19 protein-coding genes are annotated in these 22,417 nt (G+C 71.9%); 10 read left to right on the top strand and 9 right to left on the bottom strand.

Annotation, left to right across the window (positions count from 1 at the left end; genetic code table 11):
- The first annotated feature begins 33 nt into the window (after nucleotides 1-33).
- The 3 genes from AB0J74_RS38295 to mycP all read left to right on the top strand — a co-directional run bounded on the left by AB0J74_RS38295 (nucleotide 34) and on the right by mycP (nucleotide 3,882).
- Nucleotides 34-657, top strand: a complete 624-nt coding sequence (locus AB0J74_RS38295; RefSeq protein WP_363458029.1) for a hypothetical protein — start codon at nucleotides 34-36, stop codon at nucleotides 655-657.
- 28 nt (nucleotides 658-685) lie between these two features.
- On the top strand, nucleotides 686-2,122 hold the full coding sequence (locus AB0J74_RS38290; protein ID WP_363458026.1) for a WXG100 family type VII secretion target: 1,437 nt from the start codon (nucleotides 686-688) through the stop codon (nucleotides 2,120-2,122).
- Between the two features lie 473 nt (nucleotides 2,123-2,595).
- The gene (mycP, locus tag AB0J74_RS38285) at nucleotides 2,596-3,882 is read left to right on the top strand and encodes a type VII secretion-associated serine protease mycosin (RefSeq protein ID WP_363458023.1); all 1,287 of its coding nucleotides are present in this window, start codon (nucleotides 2,596-2,598) and stop codon (nucleotides 3,880-3,882) included.
- A gap of 90 nt (nucleotides 3,883-3,972) precedes the next feature.
- Here the strand turns inward: mycP and AB0J74_RS38280 are convergent, their stop codons facing one another.
- The 4 genes from AB0J74_RS38280 to eccCa all read right to left on the bottom strand — a co-directional run bounded on the left by AB0J74_RS38280 (nucleotide 3,973) and on the right by eccCa (nucleotide 9,420).
- Nucleotides 3,973-4,257: a hypothetical protein gene (locus AB0J74_RS38280; protein WP_363458021.1), complete on the bottom strand. Its 285-nt coding sequence runs from the start codon at nucleotides 4,255-4,257 to the stop codon at nucleotides 3,973-3,975.
- A gap of 495 nt (nucleotides 4,258-4,752) precedes the next feature.
- Entirely contained in the window at nucleotides 4,753-5,037 is a 285-nt protein-coding gene (locus AB0J74_RS38275) for a WXG100 family type VII secretion target (protein ID WP_363458018.1), read from the bottom strand.
- Between the two features lie 26 nt (nucleotides 5,038-5,063).
- Nucleotides 5,064-5,378 (bottom strand): WXG100 family type VII secretion target, encoded by a 315-nt coding sequence (locus tag AB0J74_RS38270; RefSeq protein ID WP_116067699.1) that lies wholly within the window; start codon nucleotides 5,376-5,378, stop codon nucleotides 5,064-5,066.
- An 82-nt stretch (nucleotides 5,379-5,460) separates the two neighbouring features.
- Nucleotides 5,461-9,420, bottom strand: coding sequence for a type VII secretion protein EccCa (gene eccCa / locus AB0J74_RS38265; protein ID WP_363458016.1), 3,960 nt, complete (start codon nucleotides 9,418-9,420; stop codon nucleotides 5,461-5,463).
- A 163-nt stretch (nucleotides 9,421-9,583) separates the two neighbouring features.
- On the opposite strand from eccCa, the gene eccD reads away from it, so the two are divergent.
- A complete protein-coding gene (eccD, locus tag AB0J74_RS38260) occupies nucleotides 9,584-10,948 on the top strand; it encodes a type VII secretion integral membrane protein EccD (RefSeq protein ID WP_363458013.1) in 1,365 nt (454 codons plus the stop codon).
- Nucleotides 10,949-10,979: 31 nt separating this feature from the next.
- On the opposite strand, the gene AB0J74_RS38255 is transcribed toward eccD, so the two are convergent.
- Together AB0J74_RS38255 and eccE are read right to left on the bottom strand one after the other, a co-directional pair.
- Complete coding sequence (locus tag AB0J74_RS38255; RefSeq protein WP_363458010.1) at nucleotides 10,980-11,645, bottom strand: hypothetical protein; 666 nt, start codon at nucleotides 11,643-11,645, stop codon at nucleotides 10,980-10,982.
- Nucleotides 11,642-12,772: a type VII secretion protein EccE gene (gene eccE, locus AB0J74_RS38250; protein WP_363458007.1), complete on the bottom strand. Its 1,131-nt coding sequence runs from the start codon at nucleotides 12,770-12,772 to the stop codon at nucleotides 11,642-11,644. The genes AB0J74_RS38255 and eccE overlap by 4 nt, the downstream gene beginning before the upstream one ends.
- 108 nt (nucleotides 12,773-12,880) lie before the next feature.
- On the opposite strand from eccE, the gene eccB reads away from it, so the two are divergent.
- The 6 genes from eccB to AB0J74_RS38220 all read left to right on the top strand — a co-directional run bounded on the left by eccB (nucleotide 12,881) and on the right by AB0J74_RS38220 (nucleotide 19,051).
- Nucleotides 12,881-14,302 (top strand): type VII secretion protein EccB, encoded by a 1,422-nt coding sequence (gene eccB, locus AB0J74_RS38245; RefSeq protein WP_363458005.1) that lies wholly within the window; start codon nucleotides 12,881-12,883, stop codon nucleotides 14,300-14,302.
- A gap of 134 nt (nucleotides 14,303-14,436) precedes the next feature.
- Nucleotides 14,437-14,799, top strand: a complete 363-nt coding sequence (locus AB0J74_RS38240) for a hypothetical protein (RefSeq protein ID WP_363458002.1) — start codon at nucleotides 14,437-14,439, stop codon at nucleotides 14,797-14,799.
- Nucleotides 14,792-16,207 (top strand): hypothetical protein, encoded by a 1,416-nt coding sequence (locus AB0J74_RS38235; protein ID WP_363458000.1) that lies wholly within the window; start codon nucleotides 14,792-14,794, stop codon nucleotides 16,205-16,207. The genes AB0J74_RS38240 and AB0J74_RS38235 overlap by 8 nt, the downstream gene beginning before the upstream one ends.
- A gap of 468 nt (nucleotides 16,208-16,675) precedes the next feature.
- On the top strand, nucleotides 16,676-17,800 hold the full coding sequence (locus AB0J74_RS38230; protein ID WP_363457998.1) for an ATP-dependent DNA ligase: 1,125 nt from the start codon (nucleotides 16,676-16,678) through the stop codon (nucleotides 17,798-17,800).
- 130 nt (nucleotides 17,801-17,930) lie between these two features.
- Nucleotides 17,931-18,869, top strand: a complete 939-nt coding sequence (locus tag AB0J74_RS38225; RefSeq protein WP_363457995.1) for a DUF998 domain-containing protein — start codon at nucleotides 17,931-17,933, stop codon at nucleotides 18,867-18,869.
- Nucleotides 18,866-19,051, top strand: coding sequence for a hypothetical protein (locus tag AB0J74_RS38220; RefSeq protein WP_363457993.1), 186 nt, complete (start codon nucleotides 18,866-18,868; stop codon nucleotides 19,049-19,051). Before AB0J74_RS38225 ends, AB0J74_RS38220 begins: the two co-directional genes overlap by 4 nt.
- Nucleotides 19,052-19,087: 36 nt before the next feature.
- On the opposite strand, the gene AB0J74_RS38215 is transcribed toward AB0J74_RS38220, so the two are convergent.
- From AB0J74_RS38215 to AB0J74_RS38205, 3 genes are read right to left on the bottom strand one after another with little or no spacing between them, the layout of a single operon-like run.
- The gene (locus AB0J74_RS38215) at nucleotides 19,088-19,942 is read right to left on the bottom strand and encodes an LLM class flavin-dependent oxidoreductase (RefSeq protein ID WP_363457990.1); all 855 of its coding nucleotides are present in this window, start codon (nucleotides 19,940-19,942) and stop codon (nucleotides 19,088-19,090) included.
- The gene (locus tag AB0J74_RS38210) at nucleotides 19,939-20,937 is read right to left on the bottom strand and encodes a cobalamin B12-binding domain-containing protein (protein WP_363457988.1); all 999 of its coding nucleotides are present in this window, start codon (nucleotides 20,935-20,937) and stop codon (nucleotides 19,939-19,941) included. The genes AB0J74_RS38215 and AB0J74_RS38210 overlap by 4 nt, the downstream gene beginning before the upstream one ends.
- On the bottom strand, nucleotides 20,934-22,280 hold the full coding sequence (locus AB0J74_RS38205) for a PP2C family protein-serine/threonine phosphatase (protein WP_363457985.1): 1,347 nt from the start codon (nucleotides 22,278-22,280) through the stop codon (nucleotides 20,934-20,936). The genes AB0J74_RS38210 and AB0J74_RS38205 overlap by 4 nt, the downstream gene beginning before the upstream one ends.
- Nucleotides 22,281-22,417: the final 137 nt, after the last annotated feature.

Here is a 22,417-nt window from a genome sequence, read left to right as displayed (position 1 = left end):
CATTGACGGCCGCCGAGACCTGGGGAGTAACAAATGGGGGACAAGTTCGAGTCCGGCAACTCGGAGCTCGACGCACAGGTCGAAAACTGGAAGCGGATCGACCAGAACACGGTCCAGCTTCAGCTCAAAGACGGCACGGTCATCACGGTCGACAACAACGGTGACCGGATCAGCTCTAAGGCCGACGTCCCGTTCTATCCCGATATGCGGATGGACCAAGACAACGTCGGCACCTCACGGCCCGATGTCGCACCGGCCGGCCTGACCGAAGACGCTCCGGGCGCCAAGACCGGTGTCGACCTCGAGTCGCTCGAGTCGACCCAGAAATACCTGCGCGACCAGGCCGACTACCTCAGCCGCCTCTACTACGCGATGCCGGGCATCAAGGAGAAGATCGACGGGCCGGCGAGCTCCGGGACGGGGTCGTCGACGTTGGGTGCGTTCGAGGGCGCTCTGCAGATTCAGCAGAAGCACAATCTCCTCTACGAGTCGTTCCGCACCAACCTCAAGAACACCATTGAGGAGCTGCGCGACACCGCTGACGCGCTCGGCAAGATCAAAGAGAACTACGCTGCCGCCGAAGATCGCAACGCGCTCACCGCGCAGCAGTGGACCTCGATCTTCAACGACGCGGCAGCGAAGCAACACCAGATCTAGGCACCTGCCAAGGGGGAGGTAAGAGCAGATGGTGGCTCTCGACTGGACGACCATGGTCAACCAGGTCGTCGTCGCCGGCCGTCCCGCCGATGTGGAGGACGCCGCTCTCGGTTGGCAGGAGCTGATCGGCAACGTCCGCGACGTCTCCACCGCGATCGAGCGCGATCTCAAGGGGATCGAGGCGTTCTGGACGGGCAAGGCGGCCGACGCCTTCACCGAAAAGATCAAGGGTGTGAGCAAGGGCCTGACCACCGTCGCCGACAGCGCTGCACCCGAAGGCGGCGCCGGCATCGTCGACACGCTCCGGACGGCGGCCCAAGACCTCCAGAAGGCTCAAGCGGCGATGCCGATCCCGGCAACGATGATCGGCGACGTCATGGCCGCACGCGACGCCAGCGTGTTCATCGGTCCGGGCGTGCTCGAGATGGAGCTCAAGTCGGGCTTCTTCAACTCCGCGCCCATGCAGGTGGCCGGCTGGTTGACCGACCAGTTCCGCTCGCTGCTGAGCGACGTCGAGGGCGACGCCCGCGAGGCCTACGACGCGGTCAACACGCAGCACGAGGGCGCCGCTGACCGCGCTCCGAACCCGGGCGGCACGTCCAACGTGACCGTCCCCAAGGTCACCACTCCTGACCTCGGCGGTGGCGGCCCGGGTGGTGGCGGCCCCGGCGGCATCCCCGACCTGGGTGGTGCCCCACAAGGCGGTGGCGGTGGCATGCCCGACCTCGGCGGCGGTGGCAGCGGCGTCGGCAAGATGCCCGGCCTCCTCGACGGCTCACCCATCGACAAGCCCACCAGCCCCGACCTTGACGGCTACCAGCCAGGTTCCGGCCTCGCCGGCGCCGGCGGCGGCCTGACCACCGGCACCCCGTCCGGCCTGGGCGGCGGCCTGAGTGGTGGCGGCCTCGGCGGTGTGGGTGGCGGAGCGGGCCTGGGCAGCGGCGGCGCCGGCCTCGGCGGTGCCGGCGGCCTGGGCCGCATCCCGGGCGGCGGCTCGCTGGGCAAGCCGATCAGTCCCGGCCCTGCCGGCATGGGCGGCGGCCTGGCCGGCCGCGGCGCCGGCGGCGGCAAGTTGGGCAGCGGCGGCATGGCGGGCATGGGCGGCATCGGCGGCGGCGCGGGCGGCCGCGGATCCGGTTCGGCACGCGGCGCCGGCGCCGGCATGGCTGGCATCGGTGGCGCCGGGGCGGGCGCGGGCAAGGGCGCGGGCGGCCGCGGATCCGGCCTCGGCGGTGCCCGCGGCGCGGGCGGCGGCATGGCCGGCATGGGCGGCGGAGCGGGCGCCGGCAAGGGCGGCGCGGCCGGCCGCGGTGCCGCGGGCCGAGGCGCGGGCTTCGCCGGCGGCACAGGCGCGGGCGGCAACGCCTACGGCGACGAAGACGAATACGACAGCTGGCTCTACGAGGACGACAACGTGTGGAACGAGGGCACCGACGTCCCCCCGCCCCCGGTCCTCGGGAACTGACCGAACGAGTCATGCCGCACCAACAGCAAGCCCCGAGTGCCCGGCCCGCCACGGCGGCGCCGGGCACGCCGCGGATCACGAACGGCAATCCGCACAAAGAACAACCCGCCGTGGTCCGCTCCGCGGCGGCCGTTACCTGGCAGCCCACGCGGCGGCCACGGCCTATGGCAGGCCCAAGCTCGGATCTCGCGCGCCCAGCCCGCTTCGCGGCAGGCGCCACCTCCCAGCCTGCGCACCGGGTATCGCCCGCGGCGGAGGTTGCCCCGCGGCCCGATCGTCTGCAGCGGCGCGACGGCGGCCTTGCCGTAGCGCCGGGCCCGGCGCGCCTCGCGGCCAGGTTCGCGGTGGTCGCGGTGGTGGGTTCGGTGGTCGCGGTTGGGTTGGGCGCACAGGGAGCGGCGGCCGCTCCTGGTCATGTCGCGGTTGCGGCATCGCGGGCGCCAGCGTGCAATCCTCCCCCCGACGGCAGTCCGATGACGGAGACGCCGTGGCCGCTGCGCCAACTGCGGCCCGATCTGGCCTGGCCGATCAGCGAAGGTGCGGGGATCACGGTCGCGGTCATCGACTCGGGCGTGTCGCCCAATCACCCCGCGTTGAAGGGCAAGGTGCTGCAGGGCCGGGATTTCCTGGTGCCGTCCACCCGCGGCCAGTGTGACGAGGCCGCGCACGGCACCTTGGTCGCCGGTGTGATCGCCGGGCAGAAACCCGAAGGCTCGGTATTCACCGGGATCGCGCCGAAGGCGCGCATCCTGCCCATCCGGGTGTTGGAGAAAGCCGGACGCGAGCAGGGCACCACCGCCGGCGAGCACATCGTCTCGGCAATCAACTGGGCTGTCGAGAGCAAGGTCGACGTCATCAACCTGTCGCTGACGACCGACCCCACGCCCGCCCTGGAGCGAGCCATCAACAACGCGCTCGACCACGACATCGTGGTCGTGGCCGCGGCCGGCAACGACGGGGGCAGCAACGGCACCCAGCAGAGCGCCTACCCCGCTGCCTACGACGGCGTGATCGCCGTCGCCGGCATCGACAAGGACGGCCACCACGTCGACACGTCGACATCGGGTGCCTACGTTGACGTGGCGGGGCCGGGCGCCGAGGTCGACGGGCCGATGCCGGGCAGCGACGGATACGCCCGCTTCAAGGACGGGGGCACGAGCTTTGCCGCGGCCTACGTCTCGGGGCTCGCGGCGCTGATCCGCTCTGCGGAACCGAAGCTCTCACCGGCCCAGGTCCTCGATCGCATCACCAGCACCGCCGACCACCCGCCGGAAGGCCGCAACGACCAGGTGGGCTACGGGGTCATCAACCCCTACCGCGCGCTGACCGCCATCGCCGGCGCCACCAAGCCGTCCCCCGCCCCGCAGGCGCTGGCCCCGGTCACGCTGCCGAAGGACCCGATGGGCGACACCCGCGTCATCGCGACCTGGACCGCCACCACGCTCGCCGGTCTGGCCCTGGTGATCGCCCTCGTCGCCGCGGTTCTGCGGCGCACCCGCCGGCGCGGCCGGTCGGCCGACGCACCCGTTGTCGTGCCGGGCGGCCGGCCGGCCAAGGCCCGCAGCGGCGGCCAACCGTCGACCGCACAGGTCACCGCGCCCAAGGTCCGTGGTCGCGGCGGCGCACCGGCCCGAGCCGGCGCCGCGGTCGGATCGACATCCGGCCAACGCCAGGCGGCACAACGGCAGGCCAGCCAGCACGTGGGAAGCCGTGCCACCTCCCCCAACTTCAGCGGGCGGGCCCAGGTCCCACCGCGCTGACGCCGCACCCCCAGCCGCGCGCAGCGCACGCGCTGACCGCACGAATCGACCGCGCACCAGTCAAACAAGGCTGGCCACCCCCCTGCCGCCTCAGTCCCTTCGACGCCACCCGGTCATAGTTCGACGCACCCGGCCATCGTTCGACCACCCGGTCATCGTCCGACGCACCCAGCCATCGTTCGACCACCCGGTCATCGTCGGACGCACCCGGTCATCGTCCGACGCACCCAGCCATCGTTCGACCACCCGGTCATCGTCCGACGCAGCCGGCCATCGTTCGACCACCCGGTCATCATTCGATACCACCCGGTCATAGCGCCACGGCTTGGTGGCAAGCCAGAGCGGTTGCTCGGCGAAGCGGTCGACATCGAACACCCGACACCGCGTCTCGACCAGCAGCAGCCTGAGCGCGAAAGTCCACTGTGCCTTGTCAACGCGCGTCCAGAGCCCGGGCCGATGCGGCACTAGCGATGTGACAAGCACACAGCGTCACGCGGCCTACGCGTCGTTGCATCCCGCGGGGACTGGCGAGGCCCGCGCGCACCCGACACGGTCGCCCCGCTGGCTGACGCTGTCGGACGGATTCGGAATCGGTATCTCCGCACGAGCGGCCAGACCCACCCGGCCGCCGCGCTCGCTCACCTTGGCGGGACCGGCTCGGAATCGGAAATCTCCGCGCGCAGCCGCCTCGGCCGCCGCGGTTGCGCACACGGTGGGACCGGTCGTGCGACGACCGTTGCCCGGCGCTCGCGTGAGCGATAACCGCGTCAGGCTTGAATCGGACCTGAGATCAAAGCCCTTGCAGAACCACAGCGCGGCCTGGGCATGGGCCCAGGCCGCGCTCAGCGGATGACGCTCGGGACGGGGCTGTCAGCCCCAGACCTTGGCGTTGTTTGCTTCCGTGCTCTGGTAGTTCTGGTTGGCAGTGCCGACGGCGGCGCCGATTTCGTGCAGGATCGCGTTGATGTCGGCGACGGCTGCATCCCACTGCGCCTGGTAGCCCTGGTAGGCCTCACGGTCCGAACCGTTCCACTGCATTTGCTGCAGCTGGGAGCGGAGGCTGTCCAGGCGACCCTCGATGCCCTTGGAGATGGCCTGCATCTGGGACTGCGCGTTTTCCAGCGCGGCATAGCTGACTTGGATCGGCTGCGACATGATCTACGTATCCTTCGGTCAGATCACTACGGGTTCAGGGCCGAGTTGAACTTGTTGATCATCTCGTTCTGCTGCTCGTCGTTGACCTGGTGCGTGGTGCCACCTTGGTCGAGCAGATCCGCGATGTTGTCCAACGCGGTCAGCAGCTTGGTGACATCACCCGTCCACCGCTGCATCAGAGTTTGGAACCCCGCGGAAGCCTGGCCCTGCCATGCGACAGCCAGATCGTCCAACACGCCCCCAAGCCGCTTGAGATCACCGTCGACATCAGACCTCGTCGACCGCACATCCCCCGCAGCTTTGTGGAGCGTCGCGGCATCAACCAGGAACGGCTGACCCATAACACTCACCCCTCGCTCGATTCGTGCGACACGTCCGGACTCACCGTAACGGACAGGGGCACGTTGGCGCAGCCCCGGATCGTCACGGCTCTATCCAGGCCGTCTGGACCAATTGCTGCCCATCTTGCCTGCGGACGAGAGTGCCCCGCCCGGCCGGCTGTGGACTGGGCTTGAGACTGCCCACCAGGGCACCCTCTTCCGGCTTGCCGGACATCAGAAACACCGGTGTATCAAGCTCGCGCATCCGCTGGATGACCTGCTCGTAAAGGGCGCGCGACGCACCGCCGACGCGCCGGGTCAGGATCATGTGCAGGCCGATGTCGCTGGCTTGCGGCAACAACTCGACGAGCGGCGACAGTGGATTGTTGCCGACCGTGGCGACCAAGTCGTAGTCGTCGATGATGAGGAACAGCTCGGGACCGTGCCACCAACTGCGATTGCGTAGCTGGTCAGGCGTGATGTCGGGCCCGGGCAACCGTTGCTTGAGCGAGTCGCGCAGGAAGCCGACCATTTCCCCGACCACGGTGGCCGACGGCGCGTAGCCGAGCAGGTGCTCGCCGGAGATCGCGTCGAGCAGGCCGCGCCGGTAGTCGACGATGACCACCCGCGCTTCCTGTGGCGTATAACGCTCCACAATCGAGCGTGAGATCAGTCTCATCAGGTTGGTCTTGCCGGACTCGACGTCGCCGAAGACCAGCAGGTGCGGGTCGACGGAGAAGTCGAGGCGCACCGGCGCCAGGTGAGACTCGTTGAGGCCCATCGGGATGCCGGGCGCGTCGGTGCCGGCCAGCTTGGTCAGCTCGTCGGCCGGCAGGCGGCGCGGCAGCAGGCGGACCTTGGGCGCGGGCGCGTGCGGCCACGACTCGGCTATCGCGGCGACCATGCCGGCCGTGCCGTCGACCAGCGTCTCGGGGTCGCCCATACCGTCAGCTCGGGGCAAGGCACTCAGATAATGCAACTTGTCGCGGGTCAGGCCCCGGCCCGGGACGCCGTTGGGCACGTTGATCGCGGCCCGGCGGTCGATCTCGGACTCGGTCGGGTCGCCGAGCCGCAACTCGAGCCGGGTGCCGAGCAGGTCGCGCATGTTCATCCGCAGCTCGGCCCAGCGGTTGACCGTGATGATCACGTGGATGCCGTAGCCGAGGCCGCGCGACGCGAGCCGGGTGATGCGGGTCTCCAGCTCTTCGAAGTCTTCGCGCAGCGTGCCCCAGCCGTCGACGACCAGGAACAGGTCGCCGAACGGATCCTCCGGGAACCGGCCGGTGGCGCGCATCCGGCGGTAGGCCGCGATCGACTCGATGCCCCGCTCGGCGAACCGCTGCTCGCGCTCGTCGAGCAACGCCGTGGCTTCACCGACCGAACGCCGGACGGCCTCGATGTCGCGCCGACCGGCCACGCCGGCCATGTGTGGCAACCCGTCGAGGGCACGCAGCGTGCCGCCGCCGAAGTCGAGGCACATGAATGCCACCTCGCGCGGCGTGTGGGTCAGCGCCAGCGAGGAGATGAGCGTGCGCAGCAGGGTGCTCTTGCCGGACCGCGGACCACCCGCGATGACCGTGTTGCCGGCCGCGCCGGACAGGTCGACCACCAGCGGGTCGCGCCGCTGGTCGAACGGCCGGTCGACGACGCCGACGGGCACCGCCAGACGACCGCTGCCCGGCCAGCCAGGCGCCTGCAGGCCGCGGTCGGGGTCGCGCTGCAACTCGGGCAACAGCGCGTCGAGCGGCGCCGGAAGGTCGAGCGGCGGCAGCCAGACCTGGTGTGCCGGTGGGCCCTGGCCACGCAGCCGGCCGGTGACCACGTCGAGCATGGTGACCTGGCGGGCCGGCTCGGCGCCGGCGGACGCGGCCTCGACCGGCTCGGGCGGCAGGTCGGGCACCTTGGGCAACGCCACCCGTGCCATCGTGTAGGGCACGACCTGACCCTGCACCCGGGCCTTGGCGGCCGGCGTCGCGGCGGTGGCCTGGCGGTAGGGCCCGGACACGTAGGCGCCGCGGAAACGCAGCATCGTCGAGGTGTCGATCTTCAGGTAGCCGTGGCCGGGCGCGTTGGGCAGCTCGTAGGCGTCGGGCACGCCGAGCACGATGCGGCTCTCGACGGCGGAGAAGGTGCGCAGGCCGATCCGGTAGGACAGGTGCGTGTCGAGACCGCGCAGCCGGCCCTCTTCCAGCCGCTGCGACGCCAGCAGCAGGTGGATGCCCAGCGACCGGCCCAGCCGGCCGATCTGCAGGAACAGGTCGATGAACTCGGGCTTGGCCGCGAGCAGCTCGCTGAACTCGTCGCAGATGATCAGCAGGCTGGGCAGCGGTTGCAGGTTTTCGCCGCCGGCGCGGGCCCGCTCGTACTCGTGTCGCGAGACGTAGTTGCCGGCCGACCGCAACAGCTCCTGGCGGCGCTGCAGCTCACCGGCGATGGCGTCCTGCATGCGGTCGACCAGCGAGAGCTCGTCGGCCAGGTTGGTGATGACGGCACTGGTGTGCGGCAACGCGTCGAGCGACGCGAACGTCGCACCACCCTTGAAGTCGACGAGCACGAAGTTGAGCTCTTCGGACGAGTGGGTGATCGCCAGCGCGGCGACGATCGTGCGGAGCAACTCGCTCTTGCCGGAACCGGTGGCGCCGATGATCAGACCGTGTGGGCCCATGCCCTCGAGCGCCGACTCCTTGAGGTCGAGCTCGACGACCGCGCCGTCGGGGCCGAGGCCGAGCGGGATGCGCAACGTCTCGCGCACCGGCCGCGGCCGCCAGTTGCGGCGCGGGTCCACCGCTGCAGCGTCGCCGACGCCGACCAACTCGGGGAGTTCGGGGCTGCGCGACAGCGGTTCTTCGTTGGTGGTCTGGTGTGACAGGCGGTAGGGCGCGAGCTGCCGCGCGACCGCCTCGGCGGCGGGCGGCGCGAGCATGTCGGCGCGGCCGAGCGAGGTGCTCCGGTTGCCCTGGTTGACCTCGATCCGGTCACCGTTGACGGTCAACGCCAGCAACCAGCGGCCGGCATCGCGAGGCACCACGCCGGACAGGTCGAAGACCGTGGTGCCGAGCAGACCTGGGCCGGTGAGCTGTGCGGCGGCCGGCGCCTCACCGCCGTCGAGGATCACGACGAGGTGTGTCTCGGTGGTCAACGCCTTTGCCGACGGGTTGAACCGGCCGCGGCTGCTCAGCTCGTCATCGAGCGCCGCTTCGAGCTCGATCATCGACTCGAAGACGAGCCGGACCGAGCCGGCGCCGTCGACCTTGCGGTCGACCTGCACGTGCGGCAGCCACTTGAGCCAGTCCCAGTCGGCGACGCGTTCGGGCGCGGCGACCAGCGCGATGCGCACGTCTTCGGGTGAGTGGAACGTCACGAGCTGCGCGATGGCCGCGCGGGTCACGGCCAGCACCCGCTCGCGGTCGCCGCGCAGCGAGACCCGGCCGAACGCCCGCAACGACAGGGCGATCGGCAGGTCAGGCACCGCGCGGAAGGTGTTCATGAACCGGCGGAGCGCGATCGCCGACATCGGCTCGAGGTCTTCGACGGGCTTGGTCTCCGGCGGGGTGACGTCGACCGCGAGCTGCTGCGGACCGACCGCGATGCGGATCTGGCCGAAGTCGTCGTCGGTCGAGCGGCGCTCCCACATGCGCCGCGACGCGGCCAGCGACCAGAGCGCGTCGGGCGCCGGGTGCACCCACATGGCCGCGGCCCGCTGCTGCTCGGCGGCGCGGCGGACGCGCTTGCGTACCTGGGCCAGATAACGCATGTAATCGCGGCGCTCGGCGTCGAGCTCCGCCTTCTTGTTGCCGCCACCGCCCATCGTGCCCACGGCCATGCCGAGCATCGAGACGCCGAACAGACCACCGGCGATCCAGGTGATCGCGCCGCCGCCGCGACCGGCATAAAGGAATGCCATCGCGCCGACGCCACAGACCATCGGCAGCACCATGAGCAGCTGACCGATGCCGCGCGGCAGCTGCTCGGGCAGCTCCGGCGGTGACTCGATCAGCACCTCACCACGCGGCATGGCAGGGCCAGGCCGACGCGGCGGTCGACGGAACAGGACGGTACTCAACGCCATTCCTCCCCAGGGGCGGCGCGCACGGACCGGGTGGACACCGGACCGTGGCCATCGTATGTACTCTGCCGGAAGCGGTGGCGCCCGCGATACGCCCGGGTGCGACCTGTGGGATGAGGAGGACATCGTGGCGGGCACGATGACAGCGGGATCGAGCCGCGTGACAATCGTCGCGCCCAAGACCCGGGTCGACCTTGCCCTACCGTCCGACGTGCCGCTCGCCGACGTGTTGCCGACGTTGCTGCGGTTCGCCGGTGACCGGCTCGCCGACGAGCCCGACGGCCGCTACGGCTGGTCGCTGGCACGCCTGGCCGGCCCGGCGCTCGACATCGCACAGTCGCCCGCCCAGCTCGAGATCCGTGACGGCGAGTTGCTCTACCTGCGGCCACGCGGCGGCGAAGAGCCCGAGCCGGTGTTCGACGACGTGGTCGACGCGATCGCCACCGCGACCCGGATGCGCCCCGGCCGCTGGACGACGGCGACCAGCAAGGTCTTCGGCCTCGGGCTCGGCGTGACCGCGCTGATCGGCGGCGCCGTCGCCCTCGCGCTGACTGGCCCGCCGCGCGGCGCGGCGCCGTACATCAGTCTGGTGCTCGCTCTGGTTCTGCTGGCGGTGGCCGCGGTCGCCGCCCGCGGCTTCGGCGACCACCGCGATGGGTTGCTGCTCGCGATCGTTTCCATGGTGTACGCCGCCGTCGGCGGACTGACCCTCTTCGCGCCCGACCGCGGTCTCGGTCGACTCGCCGCACCAGACCTGCTGGTCGGCGCCGCCGCCCTGCTGTTCGTGGCCGCGGTCGCCGGCAGCGTCGCGGTCGCGGCCTACGGCCAGGTCTTCCTCGCCGCCAGCGCCGGCGCGCTCGCGCTGGGCGTCGGGGCCGCCATCTGCATGGTCTTCGGCAGCACACCGGCCGGAGCGGCGTCGATCGTGCTCGCGCTCGCGCTGGTGCTGGTGCCGGCGATGCCGATGATGTCCTACCGGATGGCCGGGCTGCCGGTGCCGACCGTCCCGTCCGGCACCGAAGACCTGCGCACCGACACCGAGACCGTCGACGGCGCGCGCGTGCTGCGCCTCGCCGAGCGCGCCGACGACCTGCTCGCCGGGATGCTGGGTGCGGTCGGCCTGATCGCGGCGGGTTCGTCGATCGCGCTGATCAGCACCGGTGGCGCCGCCGGCTACGCCCTGTGCGCCGTGCTCGGCCTCTTCCTGTTCATGCGGGCCCGCTGGTTCATCTCGACCGCGCAACGGTTGCCGCTGCTGGGTGCCGGCGTGATCGCGCTCGCGGCGCTGGCTGTCGGCGGGTTCGTGACCACGAGCATGCTCGGCCGGCTCACCCTGGTCGTGGCCGGCCTGCTGGTGGTGGCCGCGATCAGCGTCGGCGCCGGGCTCGGTGCGGGCCGCCGCCGCTCGCCGATGCTCGGCCGCACCGTCGACATCCTGGAGATCCTGCTGATCCTCGGCATCCTGCCGCTGGTCGTGTGGGTGAGCGGCCTCTACGGCTGGATCCGCGCGATCCGCGAGGGCTAGCTGGGCCGTGTCCTGATAGGCAGGACACGGCCTAAAGCCGGCCAGGCGCGCCGAACATCTGCTGCTCGATGTCGGTCGGCGAGACCCAGGCCAGCCGGACCTGGCCGTCGCTGAGCAGCGCGACCGTGTCGTCGGGAAGATTCTCCACTTCGGACGCCGCCTCTGGGTCGACGCCGAGGCGGGCGGCCACGTACACCGCCTGCTGCGCCCACATCCGCTGGACCAACGCCGCGTCGGCCACCGCGAGCGCGTCGGCCGCGGTGTCGGTCAGTTGCGCGGAGATGCTCAACGTGGTCTGCCAGGCGTCGCCGGGCTGCAGGTCGAAGACCCGCTGCCCCTCGACGTCGTGGACGTGCAGCACCGGCTCACCGACCCGGGCGACGATGTTGGGGCGGCCACCACTGACCACGCGTACGCGTTCGGGATTGCCGACCGCCACCTCGCCGAGGCCGTGCCAGCGCCGCTCGTCGGAGGTGCGGACGAAGACCTGGGCGCCCAGCGCCAGCGCGCGGAAGACGGTGATGCGGGCCAGCCACAGGCCGCCGATCAGCGCGATGCGGGTGGGCTGCGGCCGGAACAGCCGCAGCAGCACGGCGTCGCCCTCGGCGCCGCGGCCGAGCAGCAGGCCGGTGTGCTCGGCGTTCATGCCGATGGCACCGGCCAGGGCCGGCGAGAGCGGCTGCCCGGTGCGGGTCACCACGGGCCACCCCCGGTCGGTGCGGTCGCGTAGGCCGCCGGACCCTGCAGGCCGTCGAGCCGGCGCAGCTTGAGCCCGAGTTGGCCGGCGCGGCCGGCCAGGGTGCGTGCCGCCTCGGGCAGGCGCGCGGCCGGCGCGGCCATCCGCACCACGGTGCGGGCCAGCACCGGGCCGCCGCTGGGCTGGGCGGCCGACCGGGCGTCGTCGCGGCGGGCGATCGTGGGGCGCATCTCGACGGAGAGCACGACCTGGGCGGCCGGCGAGCGCAACAGTGACGACAGCGGCGCCTCGCGCGGCGGCAGGCCCTGCACCTCGAACGCCAGGTGGTGCAGGCCGCCGGCGTAGAAGGTGGTCCAGTCCTCGGCGGGCGCTCCGGCGTCGGGCGGCATCGCCTCGACGCCGGCGCAGAGCCGCACGGCGGCCGCGAGTTGCTGTGGACCGAGGATCTCGGTCACGATGCCGGCGCTGTTGAGCGCCTTGCTGACCCGGCCGACGGCCGCGGCGACCGCGCGGTGCACGCCGTCGACACCGCCACCGCGCCGGTGTGCGGCGACGGCCGCGTCGCTGACGTCGAGGCGGACGGCGACCCAGTCGCGCTGGTCGATCGGAGCCGGGCCCGGTGGCAGCAGGTCGGCGGCGAGTTGGTGGTAGGACGCGACGCTGGGCACCTGGCTGGGCAGCAGGTGGTGTGGTGCGGGCGCGGCCCAGCTGACCACCTGTAGGCCGCTGAGCGGCAGCGTGGCGTCGTCGAGCAACTCGGCGAGGCGGGTCACCGGGACCGGCACGCCCCGGGTGCCGGAGACGCCGAGGGCGGGCGCGACCGCCACGGCGGCGTACCAACCGCCCTCGTCACAGCCGACGCCGACGCTGGTGCCGCGGTCGTCGTACCCGTTGATGGAATGGTTCTGCAGCACGGACCCGGTGCGGCGGCGACGGCGCCAGCGCCGGCGGGCCCGGGCGTTGTCTGTCCACCATCGACCGTCGCGGCGCGCGTAGACGAACCCCGCGACCACGACGGCCACGGCGGCGGCCACGGCGAGCCCGATGGGCGAGCCGCTGAACGCGGCAAGAGCGATGGCGACAATCGCGACCTCGGCGACAACCAGTCGCCACACAGCCGTTCGCATGCGCGTCCTCCTCCCCAGGGGCACGGCGGGGACAGCGTACGACGAGTCACCTATCGTAGGGTGGCCGCGTCGCGGAAAGCGGCCGCACGATGCCGGGGGAGGGTCGTCATGCGCAGCCGTCAGGAGCAGGTGCAGGCGCACCGCTTCATCACCCGGCGGATCATCTCCGGCCTGCTCACCGGCGAGCCGGAGACCAACGATCTGCCCATGCGCCGGTTCGGCCTGGCCCTGTTCGGCAGCATCATGGTGGCCGCGATCGTGTTCGCGATCGTCGGCGTCATCGGCTTGGTCAACCCGGGCGGCGGCAAGCCGGAGAGCGGCGAGCTCATCATCATGCGCGAGACCGGTGCCCGATACGTGCTCGTCGACAACACGCTGCACCCGGTGCTCAACTGGACGTCGGCGTTGCTGTTCGCCGGCGGCGGTGCACCCGCGAGCCGGCAGATGTCGCGCGACTCGCTGGCGGCCTATGCGGTGGGCGAGCCGATCGGCATCCCGGGTGCGCCCGACCCGCCGCCCGACCGCGCCTCCCTGCTTCGCCTGCCGTGGAGCGTCTGCAGCCTGCCGCCGGCCAACGACGCTGCCGGCGCGACCACGACGATGGTGTTCGTCGGCCAGGAGCCGGCCGGTGGTTCGCCGCTGGGCAACGATGCGGCCCTGCTGGTCACCACTCGACAGGACGCGAGCGGCCCGGGTGCGACCTATGTGGTCTTCGGCGACCACCGCTACCAGATCAACGACGAGACCGCGTTGACCGCTCTCGAGCTGGCCGCGATCACGCCGGTGACGGTCGGGAAGGCGCTGCTCAACGGCATTACCAGCGGGCCGCCGCTGGCGCAGCCGCCGATACCGCGCAAGGGGCAGACCAGTGAGCGGAAGGTCGGCGGCGAAAGTGGCAAGAACGGCCAGGTCTATCGAAACGGACAGCAGCGGTACGTGCTGACGAACGACGGTCTGGTCGCCATCGGGTCGGTATCGGCCAAGCTGTTGCTCGCCGACGACCCGACCGAGATCGAGATTTCCGCTGCCGACGCGGCCGACGCGCTGCAGCTCGGTGTGACGATCGAGCCGAAGGGTTTTCCGCGCGACCTGCCGGCGATCCCGGCGACGCAGGCCGCCGGAGCGATGCTGTGCGCGGTACACAACGGCAGCGAAGAAGGCGGCGTGACGGCACAGGTGCACCGCTATCCCGCGGCGCCGGCCGCTCTTCCGGCCGGCGGCGCCCCCGCGGGTGGCGCCGGACCAGACGGCGTGGGTACGGCCGACCGCGTGATCGTGCCGAGCGGCAAGGGCGCGTTGGTGCGGGTCGAGCCGGCGCCGGGTGTGCAGGCCGACACGACGACCTACCTGATCACCGACCAGGGCTACAAGTTTCCGTTGCGAAACGAGGGCACGGCCAAGACTGCCGACGCCCTTGGCTACAGCGGCGTCGACCCGTTGCCGGTGCCATCGTCGCTGCTCGCGCTGGTGCCCAACGGGCCGCTGCTCGACCCGGTCGCGGCGCAGAACTTCGTCCGGCCGGCCAGCTGAGTGCCCGCCGTGCGAACGACGGGTCGAAAAGTGTCGCTCCCTACCGCTAGTCTCGACAGTGGACGACGTGGAGTGAGCAAGCAACCGGTGACTCCGGCATACGGGGTCACCCAGACAAGACTGGACATCTGTCGATGGGGAACGAACAGACCAAGGTCGATATTCTCTCGCTGGAAGACTTCCGTCGAGCGCTCGATGCCCGCCTGACCGAGGCCGAGTCACTGCTCAAGACGGTGACCGGCTCGGCCGCGGCGCGGCCACCACTCGGCGCGTTCGCTGACGCGACCCGGATCGCCGAACAGCACAAGACTCGGCACAACGAGCAAGCCGCGCGCGTGCGCCGGCTGATCGAAGCGATCCGGGCAGCGCAGTCGGCGACCGACACGATCATCAGCAACTACCGCACGACCGAGGAGCGCAACACCGCCAACTCGGCCGACATCGCCAACGTCCTCGGCGGCGTTTCGAAGGCACTGGGGGGTTCGAGCAATGGCTGACGGGGGCCGTTATGCGGGGATGAGCCACCGCGAGCTCTACGACCAGTTGTTCGCCGGCAAGCCGAGCGACGTCGAAAACACGATCGCGGCCTGGAAGTCGGCCGAGCGCCAGGCCGACACCCTCGCCAGCGCGGTCGACCGCGACCTCGACCGCGTCGTCGCCGGCTGGGAAGGCACCGCCGGCACCGAGTTCCGCGATCGGGTCGGCAAGATCTCGGGTTACTCGCGCGACCTGTCCGGCAACTTCCTCGCGACCCACAGCGGCCTGAGCCAGATGAGCGCGGCCCTGGCCGACGCACAGGCCAAGGCCGAGACGCCCGAGGAACACGACGACAACGACAAGCTGGTCAGCGGCGCCATCGACGGCGCGTCAAAGGGCGCGATCCTCGGTCCCGTCGGTGCCGCGGGCGGCGCGCTGATCGGCGGCATCTTCGGCCACAACCAGGACGAAGAAGAGAAGGAACGGGCCCGCGAGCGGATGGCGGCCCTGGTCGCCGGCGTGGCGTCAAACTACGAGATGGCCGACACGAGCGACTGGCGTCCCTTCCAGCCGCCGCCGACCGGCCTGCCCGAGGGCGACCCCAACCTGCACTCCACTCCGTCCAGCGGGCCGCGGGTCGGTTCGCCGTCGGTCGACCCGGGCACCGGCCCGGGCGGCTCGGCCCGCACGGGCACGATCGACAACCCGGCCCACGTGTCGGCCGACCCCGGCCTGACCGGCGGCCCGGCGACCACGGGCAACGGCACGGTCGCCGACGGCACCCAGGTCGGCTCCCAACTCGCCGGCACCGGCGACGGCGCCCTGGCCGCCGGCGCGATCTCGGTAGGCGCGGCCGGCGCACTGACCCAGCTCGGCGGCACGCCGGGCGCCACCGGCCTGACCGGCTCCAGCCTGACCTCGAGCAACCTGCCACCGGGCGGCGTGCTGGGCCAGACCGGCACCGGCAGCGGCACCACGCCGAAGGCGGGCGCCACCAACGGCACCACCCGCACGGTCACCACCGCCAACGGCGGCGGCACCAAGACCGCCGGGGCGACGGGCAAGGGCACCAGCCCGGTAAAGGCGGCACCCGGCACGGGCCAGTCGGCGCAGGGTCCGCGCGGCGGCGGCAACTCGTCGACGGCCAACGCCAACGGAAAGTCGGCCGCGGGCCGCGCGGGCGCGAAGTCGGGCAGCGCCACGGCCGGTTCCGGGCGCCAGGGCGGCAACGGCAGCGGCCGACCGGCGATCGACGCCGAGGGCCGCAACACGACCTCGTCGGCGGCCCGCTCCCAGGCCGCGGCCGGCGCGCGCGGCAACGGCACCGACGAAGACGAGACCGACGAACACAGCACCTGGCTGACGGAAGACGACCTGGTCTGGCGCGACGCCGACGATGTCCCACCGCCGGTTCTCGGCGGCGCCTGAGCGCCGGCGTTCCTAGCTACCCCCGGCGGCCGGGCCGCCGGTTCTCGGCGGCGCCTGAGCGGCCGGTGTTCCTAGCCCCCCGGTGGCCCGGCCGCCGGGGGTGCGACGGGCTCGAGAGCCCGCGGGGTCCGCGCCAACGCGCACGCTGCGGATCGAGGAGATCCCGCGGTGCGTCAGTTGACCCGAGGCGGCGTAGTTCGGTAACCACACGGCCTTCGTCCGGTCGGCGGGCCGGCCGTAGACCCTCGCCAGATGCCCGAGCCACGTCGCGGCGAGAGAAGCCTCGCCTGGCGTCATCATGATCAGGCAGCGGAGGTAGGGCTCCTGCAGTTCTTCCGGTCCCTACCGCCACACCGCACGGCATCGACCATGGCATCCAGGGCAGCTAAACACCGGAGTGCCACCGCCGGGTTCGCGGGCGGGGGGCGGCGCGGCCGTTGTGTCGGTGGCGCGGGGGAGGATGTAGGTGTGCAACTGCCTGTCATGCCGCCGGTGCAGCCGATGTTGGCCAAGTCGATTGCGGAGATTCCCGATGATCGCTTCTACGAGCCCAAGTGGGACGGGTTTCGGTCGATCGTGTTTCGCGACGGCGACGAGGTCGAGATCGGGAGCCGCAATGAGCGGCCGATGACCCGCTACTTTCCGGAGATCGTCGCGGCCGTGCGGGAGAGTCTGCCCGAGCGGTGCGTGGTCGACGGGGAGATCGTCATTGCCAGCACCGATACGCAGGGGCTTGACTTCGGGGCTCTTCAGCTTCGGCTGCATCCGGCGGCCAGTCGGGTCAATCTGCTCGCGGAGCGTACGCCGGCTAGCTTCATCGCATTTGATCTTCTTGCCTGGGGAGACGACGACTTCACCGAGCGGCCCTTTCACGAGCGGCGGGCAGCGCTCGAGCGGGCGCTTCGGGGCGCGCGGCCGCCGGTGCATCTCACGCCGATCACTACCGACCCGCGGGTGGCTCGGCAGTGGTTCGACCTCTTCGAAGGTGCGGGGCTCGACGGGTTGGTCGCCAAGAGCGGGAGCGAGACCTACCAGCCCAACAAGCGGGTGATGGCGAAGATCAAGCATGAGCGGACGGCCGACTGCGTGGTCGCCGGCTACCGGGTGCACAAAACCGAACCGGAGGCGATCGGGTCGTTGCTGCTCGGGCTTTACGACGATCCGGGCAACCCGATGCTCCCCGCGGCCTACCGGGAATACAGCGGTGGGTCCAACCTCAGCTCCGTCGGGGTGATCGGCGCGTTTCCGATGGCCCGGCGCAAGGAACTCTTCGCCGAGCTGCAACCGCTGGTTACCGACTTCGCCAGTCATCCGTGGAACTGGGCGGCTGCCTTCGAGAGCGTGGCCCAGAACCGGCGAGAAGCCAGTCGGTGGAACCCTGAGAAAGACCTGTCGTTCGTGCCGTTGCGGCCCGAGCGGGTGGTCGAGGTGAGATACGACCATCTGGAGGGGCACCGGTTCCGGCACACCGCCCAGTTCGTTCGGTGGCGGCCCGACCGCGACCCGGAATCCTGCGGTTATGACCAGCTCGACCAGCCTGTTCGGTTCGACGTGGCCGATGTTCTTGCTGGCCGCATCGCTCCGGAGGCGTAGCCACCCCTTACGGAGGTGGTGTTAGCCCAACCCTGAGAAGTAGGCCAGTGCAAACCCCCGAGATGATTCGAGGGGCCGGCCAGGGCGCTTCCCGATATCGGGAAAACTCCCTGGCCGGAAGCCTTGAGGCATGAACAAAACCGCCGCCGCTCGGGCCTTCGCATCCGTTTCTCTCCTCGGACTGCTCACCGCCGTCGTGGCGACGGTCATCGGACACATCGGACTGGGGCCGGGGTACGACCCCCTCAAACTGACCATCAGCGACTACGCGCTGTCGAACCGGGGCGTGACGATCGAGATCGCCATGGTCGCCCTCGCGCTCGCGGCGCCGGCCCTGCTCGCCGGGCTCCGCGCGGTGGGCGTGGCCATCCGCGGGCTGCCGTCCGTGCTCCTGTCGGTGTGGTCGGTGGGGCTGCTCCTGGCCGCGATCATCCCGACCGACCCGCCGGACGTGACGACGATGTCGACCGCGGCGCTGATCCACCGCTACACGTCGGTCGCCGCGTTCGTCGCCCTGCCGATCGCCGCCGCGGTGATCGCCAGCCGGTTCCCCGGGATGGGCCGCCGGATGGTCTCCGCGGTCCGGCGGCTCTGCGTCACGTGCGCGGTGGGCGTGGCCCTGCTCTGGTACGTCGCCTTCCCCGGTGGCCGGGTCATGATGGGTCTCGTCGAGCGCAGCCTGGTCGGTGTCGAGATCGCCATCCTGGTGGTCCTCTCGATCGGCATCCTCCGCGCCGCCCGCGCCGGCCAGCCGGCCACCGCCGCACACCCGGCCACCACGCCCAAGGCCGCCACGCGAATGGCCACCACGTCCGAGACCGCCACCTCCGAGACCGCCACCTCCGAGACCGCCACCTCCAAGACCGCCACCTCCGAGACCGCCACCTCCAAGACCGCCACCGCCAACACCGCTTCGTGCGACACCGCCACGGCCAAGACCCTCACCGCACCGGGCGGCAGGACCATGACCGCCTGGAGCGCCAGCACCGCGAACGACGACCGGGGCGACAACCGTGAGCTGGTCGGAGCGGTTAGCGGTGCCGCTCACCGGGGTAGTCGGGACGCATGACCGACGACCGCACCCAGTCCCGTGCCGAGCATCCGCTTCCGGAAGAGGAAGCGGTGGGCAGCGACGACTTCCAGGAACAGGCGGAAGCGATCCTGCTGGAATCGGACATTCGGGAGGAAGAGCCCGAGGCCAGCGCGGAAGAGGTCCTCGAGCACCGGCTCCCCGAAGAGGAAGACAAATAGCGAAATCCCGGCGCGGGGGCGCCGGGATTTTCGCGTTCAGGGGCGTAACGGCGGCCGCGACGCGGCCGCCCGCATCTCGTCCGGCGTGCCGGGCGGCACCCACTCCATCCACCAGGTCGCGCCGGCCGAGGCCACGGCGGCCACGTGCAGCCGCTCCGCCGACCAGTCCGCCCGCCGCCGCCGGCCGCCGACGACCAGGTCGAAGCCCTCGACCGAGCCCCGGTCGGCGCGCACCCGATCGAGGATCTCCGCCACGTCCCCGGCAGAGAGTTCGTCGGTGGCGTCGACGTAGGGGTTGCCGGACGACCGCCGATAGGGCAGGAACCCGTCGTGCCGGGCCGCCCGGGTGACCGCCGCCCGACCGGGCCACCCACCCCCGATCCAGATCGGCACGGAAACGGGCGCGGGCTGCCAGAGCACGTCGTCGACCCGGAAATGCTCACCCGCGAAGCTGAACCGCTTGCCGCCGAACAAACCGACCAGGATCTCCAGCGACTCGTTGAGCAGGCTCGCCCGGGCGCGAGGGTCGGAAACACCACCGAAGCGGCGGTACGCGTCGTCGTTGGGATCACCGACGCCGAGCCCGAGCACGACCCGCCCACCACTGAGTTGGTCGAGCGTGGTGACCCGGCGGGCCAACTCCCACGGCAGGTGCCGCGCGCCGCCGGTGACGGTGGTCCCGAGGCGGATGGCGCCGGTCGCCACCGCCATCGCCGCCAGCGCGACCCACACATCGGCTGTCGGGCAGTCCGGTGAAGCGTTGTAGACCAGGTAGTCCTCCAGGAACACGCCGTCCCAACCGGCGTCTTCGGCGCGGCGGGCCAACTCGGCGAGCAAGCGGGGGTCGGCGCAGGCGGCACCGCAGGGCAACTCGAGTCCGAATGACGTCACGCCGTCGGGCTATACCCAGATTCAGCGCGCAGGATGGCGTACGCCCGGGGAAAGTCCCGAAGCCGCTCGGCCATCACGTCGAAGGTCAGCGTGACCGTGTGCAGCGGCACGCCCCGGCTCGCCAGCACCTCGCGCAGCCAGCCGACGAACTCGGCGAACAGCGACGCGTCGTCGACGTAGACGGCTGCGGCCAGCGAGTCGACGATGTAGCCGAGGTCGGCGGTCGTCGCGTCGATCTGCGCCGGCGAATAGCGGGTGAGGTCGAGCCGGTCGAGCACGAGGTCGATGAGCTCGACCCGGGCGGCGAGCAGGGCAGGATACTCGCTGTCGTCGACCAGTGAAGGCGCGAGCGAAGACACCGGCGAGGCCAGCGCCGACGACGCGGCCCGGGCATCGGCCGCGAACGCGACGCCGAGCCGGTGTGCCCAGCGCCCGTCGGAGCCGAACCCCCGGCCGCCGACCAGCACCGGCACGTCGGTGCGCCGGCACGCCTCGATCGCTCGGAACGCGTGCGGCAGCCGCATCGGCAGGGCGCAGGCCAGCAGCACCGCCCGCGGGTCGTGCCGGTGCAGGTAGGACACCAGGTGCGCGGACGGCACGCTGGCGCCGAGGAAGGTCACGTCCCAGCCGTCGAGCCGGAGCACCTCGGCGACCAGCCGCGGCGGCAGCGCGTGCCACTCGCCGTCGAGGCAGGCGACCACGACGCGCTCGCGGGTCGGCCGGGGTCGCACGGTCGCGCCGACCGCGGCCACCACCCGCTCGCTGATGTGCGTCGCGGCGTGTTCCTGCGCGACGCTCCACTCGTTGCGCTGCCACCACTGGCCGACCTGCGCCTGGGCGGGCGCGACCAGGGACAGCAACACCGTGTCGGCCGGTACGCCGCCGTCCAGCAGGGCCAGCGCCAGTTCGATCGCGCCGTTCTCGTCGGCCTCGTCGAGGCAGCGCAGGTAGGCCGGGTAGGCGCTGTCGACGGTCTGCGCGAGCACTGCCGTCATGACCGCACCGCGTGCAGGTGGCGGGGGGTCAACCCGACCGCGCGCACCGCCAGGACCGCGATGTCGTCGTGGTTGCGGCCGCCGAGCCAGTCGCCGATCACCTGCTCGACCCGCTCGGCGAGGGCCGGCGCCGGCATCCGCTGGCAGCCTTCGAGCGCGTCGACGAGGCGGGCGGCGCCGAACTGCTCGCCCCGCACGCCGCCGCGCGCCTCGGTCACCCCGTCGCTGAACAGCAGGCAGGTCTCCCCCGGCGCGAGTTGCACGGCGACCGCGGCGATCCGCGGGTCGGGGACCACCCCGATCAGCATGCCGCGCAGGTCGACGGTCTCCACCGTGCCGTCGGCCCGGACCACGATCGGTGGCAGGTGCCCGCCGCTGGCCAGGGTGAGCGACAGGCCGCTGCCGTGTGCCGGCTGCGCCCGGCCGAGCACCATCGTCGCGAACCGGCCCTGGCCATGTGCCCGGCTGGTCTCCAGCACGGCGTCGTTGAGCAGGACGAGCAGCCGCGCCGGGTCGGACTCGATGCGGCGCAGCGCCTGGATGCCCTGCCGGATCTGGCCGGTGAACACGGCGGCGTCGACGCCCTTGCCGGAGACGTCGCCGAGGTAGAACAGCGCGCCGCCGTCGGGCATCTCGTGTGCGCCGTAGAAGTCGCCGCCGATCCGCAGCGAACTCGGCGCGGGCCGGTAGGCGGCGCCCCATTGCACGCCGCCCACGGCCGGCGGCTCGGTCGGTGCCAGGCTCGCCTGCAGCGTCTCGGCCACGTCGGCCTGGTCGCGGTAGAGGACGGCGGCATCCAGCGCGGCGCCGGCCCGGGCCGCGAACCCGCGCAGCATCTGCATGTCGTGCTCGTCGGGGTCTGGTTCGCGTTGGTTGTCGCGGACGACCACCAGCGCACCGGTCGCCGCGGCGCTGCCGGGCAGCGACACCACCCGGACCGACACCGAGCCGGGAGCGCGCTCGCCGAGCCAGCCGACCTCGGCGAGTTGGTCGGCGAGCCAGTCGGCCTCGGACGGCTCGTTGCCGGCCAGGGCCTGCTCGACCGCGGGCGGCAACTCGTCGCCGGTCAGGACGCCGCCGTCGACCGTGGCCGGCTCGCTGCCGGTGGCCCGCCACCAGCGGGCCCGCCCCCGCCGCGGCGCGAGCACCAGGACGGCGGTGTCACCCAGTGTGGGTACGGCGAGCCGGACCGCCGCGCGGGCCGCCCGGTCCTCGTGCAGCGGGTTGCCCAACTGTTGACTGGCCGTTGCGAGGAAGCGGGCCCGGCCACGCTCGGCGAGCAGGGCGTCGGAGCGGGCGATGGCGTCGGTGACGTCTTCGACGTACCAGGCGATGCTCGTCACACCGGCGACGGTGAGGTCGACCCGGGGGGGGGGGGGGGGGGGGGGGCCGCCGGCCCCGGGGGGGGGGGGGGGCGCGGGGGCGCGGCGGCCGGCCAGCGGGCGGGGGCCCGGGCGGCCGGGCGGGGGCCGGGGGGCCG

Origin of the sequence: Asanoa sp. NPDC049573, assembly GCF_040676615.1 — a bacterium.
Taxonomy (GTDB): Bacteria; Actinomycetota; Actinomycetes; order Mycobacteriales; family Micromonosporaceae; genus Asanoa.
This window is presented reverse-complemented; position numbering and strand designations above follow the sequence as displayed.